Genomic DNA, 2687 nt, shown 5'->3' with positions numbered 1-2687 from the left:
TAACGCCCCGAATTTGCTCGCACGCCGGATTGCATCGCTTCTCCGATTGCGATTACGACAACGACAACGACAACGACAACGACAACGAAAATGGCGCTATACCCATTTGCGTCCATTTGCCGACAAACAGCTTTTCGATGAATGGGCGAGCGATAACCCGAGGGTAGGCGATGACGCTCGAACGACGACTCAAGGTGATGAACTTCGGAGCCGATACCATGGGCAGTGAGACCGCGGTGAGGGTGGCCTTCGCCACCGGCGATATGCGCCATGTCGACCAGCACTTCGGCGCCGCGGAGTCCTTTGCCATCTATTCGATCGACCCCGAGCGCTCCCGCCTGGAGGAGGTGACACAATTCGGCCGCCTGGATATGGACGGCAACGAGGACAAACTCACCGCCAAGATCGCGGCCCTGGCGGGTTGCATCGCCGTCTATTGCCAGGCGGTCGGGGCCTCCGCCGTCAATCAACTGCGGGCCCAGGGCGTACAACCGATCAAGGTCACCGCGGGGACGCCGATCGCCGACCTGATCGGCGCCCTGCAAGAGGAACTGCGCGCCGGCCCCAGCGCCTGGCTCGCCCGCGCGCTGGAGGCCCGCCAGCCCCGGGACGGGCAGCGCTTCGACGCCATGGAGTCCGAGGGCTGGAGCGAGTAATCCCATCCCGATCCGCTGCGCGGATCGGGACTGAAAAATATAGACCTAAGAAAGAGCAGTTCTCACACAGAGACACAAAGATCACAAAGATTTTCCACGCGATATGCTGGTCGAGAAGGGCACCCTCGCGATGATCGGCCTAACGCCTTCACTGATCTTTTTCTTTGTGTTCTTTGTGTCTTTGTGTGAGCAATACCCGGATTTGGGATGAAGACATTGGTCCCGAGAGTTTCACGCAGACGAGTCATGCCCAGGTCTGAAGCGCGGAGAAGGTTCGCAATGGGGCCAATCCCCCTATCCCCCTTTGCACATGATAATTCCATCACGACATTATCCCGATTCGCAGCGCGAATCGGGACCGAAACGAGGTTATTCCAATGAGCGCGGCAGTGGCAGAAATCAGCGAGACGGACCCGGTCCTTACCACCGAGTTCGGGGTGGAGATGGTGCGCCAGATGCGCGCCATCGACAGCTTCGGCACCTATGACAGTTGGACGGTGGCGCAGATCCTGGAGCCCTATGTCTTGACGAAGGAGAAGAAGCGCGAGATCCCGATCATCGGCGACCCGGATGAGATCATCATTGCCCGGATCAAGGCCTTCTATAATGCCATCTCGGCCATGATCGAGAAGGAGTGCGGCCTGATGGCCGTCCCCATGATGAATCTGACCCACGAGGGCTTCGGGCGCGCCCTGATCACCGTCGGCAAGCTGGTCGTCATGGACCGGACCCTGCGCGATGTGCATCGCTTCGGCTTCCCGTCACTGTCCAAGATGAAGGACGAGGCCGACAAGATCCTCTCCGTCGCCCTGAACCTGGTCGGCGAATACCCGAAGGTCGCGGGGCTCTAGAGGACTGCCGGCCATGAGTGACCAGACCATTGCCGACCTGGAGAAGGCCGTCAAGCGGGCCAAGCGGATCGCCTCCGAGCGGGCCGGGGAACTGCACGACCTGGTGGAGGAGCGCCTGCCGGCCGCGTTCGACGAGATCCCCGGCATCGCGGCGGCCACCTACGACGCCTGCCAGGCCTGGGCGCAGGCCGAGGCGCGCCTCAAGGCGGCCCTGAGCGCGGGCGCCTAGGACAACTGCCGTCCGACAGGCCCGGCGCTTACCGCCCCGCATTGGGATGGCATCGACCCCCTTGAAAATGGTATACTGAGTATGAGTAACATCACTGGCATCACCCGCGGCGGGGCCTCCTGGACACCCGCCTTCGTCACCGACATCAACCAGGTCCGCTGCATCGGCTGCGGCCGCTGCTACAAGGTCTGCCCCCGCGACGTCTTCGATCTCGTCGACCGGGACGACCTGGACCTGGAGGAACTGGCGGCGAACGACAGCGACGACGACGACGATTTTGAGGAGGCGCCGGGAATGGTGATGAATCTCAAGAACATGCTGGACTGCATCGGCTGTCTGGCCTGTTCCCGCGTCTGCCCAAAGAAATGCCTGACCCACGAACCCCAGGCGATCGCCGCCTGAGCGCGCAGGTCGGGCCACGACCAATCGAGCGAAACGAGGTAGCTGACACATGCCAAGACCAAAGACGGACGCCGCCTTCGGCACCGCCGCCGCGGCCCAAGCACGCTACGACCAGATCGCGCCACTGGCCCGACAAATCCGCGCCGCCCTGCGGGCGGAAATCGACCGACTCGGCTTCGACCTGGGTTCAGTCCCCATCGGCGACCCGTCCGCCGCCGACTACCGGCTCGACCGCGACCCGGCCTCCGGCCAGCACCGCCTGATCGGCGAGTGGCGGGACTTCCAGGGCCAGCCCCAGGGCAAGCTCGTCTTCCACCCGGACGGCAGCTTCTACGTCGAACACGACGTGATCCGCACCCACCCCCAGGACGCCCGCTGGTTCGTCGAGGCCGTCCACGCCTGGGGCCGGGGCGCCGACATCCGCGCCGAGCCGCGACTCCTGGCCGGGCCTGACTGACACTTCTTGGTCGACCCTCTTCTCCTGGGAGCGCCGCACCCCAGTGCGGCGCGATCTCGCAGATAACCCCGCCGGGTGGGGGTTGAGCACAG

Annotated in this window: 5 protein-coding genes; all 5 read left to right on the top strand. The window is 63.6% G+C overall.

The genetic code is table 11. From position 1 onward, the window contains the following. Positions 1-170 precede the first annotated feature (170 nt). The 5 genes from QZY48_RS10930 (at position 171) to QZY48_RS10910 (ending at position 2595) form a co-directional block, all read left to right on the top strand. Positions 171-656: a NifB/NifX family molybdenum-iron cluster-binding protein gene (locus tag QZY48_RS10930; RefSeq protein WP_295430890.1), complete on the top strand. Its 486-nt coding sequence runs from the start codon at positions 171-173 to the stop codon at positions 654-656. Between the two features lie 377 nt (positions 657-1033). Beyond that, complete coding sequence (locus tag QZY48_RS10925) at positions 1034-1507, top strand: NifX-associated nitrogen fixation protein (RefSeq protein ID WP_100920943.1); 474 nt, start codon at positions 1034-1036, stop codon at positions 1505-1507. A 13-nt stretch (positions 1508-1520) separates the two neighbouring features. Further along, positions 1521-1736 (top strand): CCE_0567 family metalloprotein, encoded by a 216-nt coding sequence (locus tag QZY48_RS10920; protein WP_100920944.1) that lies wholly within the window; start codon positions 1521-1523, stop codon positions 1734-1736. An 81-nt stretch (positions 1737-1817) separates the two neighbouring features. Next, positions 1818-2138 (top strand): ferredoxin III, nif-specific, encoded by a 321-nt coding sequence (fdxB, locus tag QZY48_RS10915; RefSeq protein WP_295430889.1) that lies wholly within the window; start codon positions 1818-1820, stop codon positions 2136-2138. A 49-nt stretch (positions 2139-2187) separates the two neighbouring features. Continuing rightward, positions 2188-2595, top strand: a complete 408-nt coding sequence (locus QZY48_RS10910) for a hypothetical protein (protein ID WP_295430888.1) — start codon at positions 2188-2190, stop codon at positions 2593-2595. Positions 2596-2687: the final 92 nt, after the last annotated feature.

Origin of the sequence: uncultured Thiodictyon sp., assembly GCF_903828115.1 — a bacterium.
Lineage (GTDB): Bacteria > Pseudomonadota > Gammaproteobacteria > Chromatiales > Chromatiaceae > Thiodictyon.
Note: the sequence above shows the minus strand (reverse complement) of the source record. Positions and strands in the feature narration are given on the sequence as shown.

Coding starts and splice junctions, on each gene's coding strand:
- QZY48_RS10930 (WP_295430890.1), top strand. CDS start 171: ATGACGCTCGAACGACGACTCAAGGTGATGAACTTCGGAGCCGATACC.
- QZY48_RS10920 (WP_100920944.1), top strand. CDS start 1,521: ATGAGTGACCAGACCATTGCCGACCTGGAGAAGGCCGTCAAGCGGGCC.
- fdxB (WP_295430889.1), top strand. CDS start 1,818: ATGAGTAACATCACTGGCATCACCCGCGGCGGGGCCTCCTGGACACCC.
- QZY48_RS10910 (WP_295430888.1), top strand. CDS start 2,188: ATGCCAAGACCAAAGACGGACGCCGCCTTCGGCACCGCCGCCGCGGCC.
- QZY48_RS10925 (WP_100920943.1), top strand. CDS start 1,034: ATGAGCGCGGCAGTGGCAGAAATCAGCGAGACGGACCCGGTCCTTACC.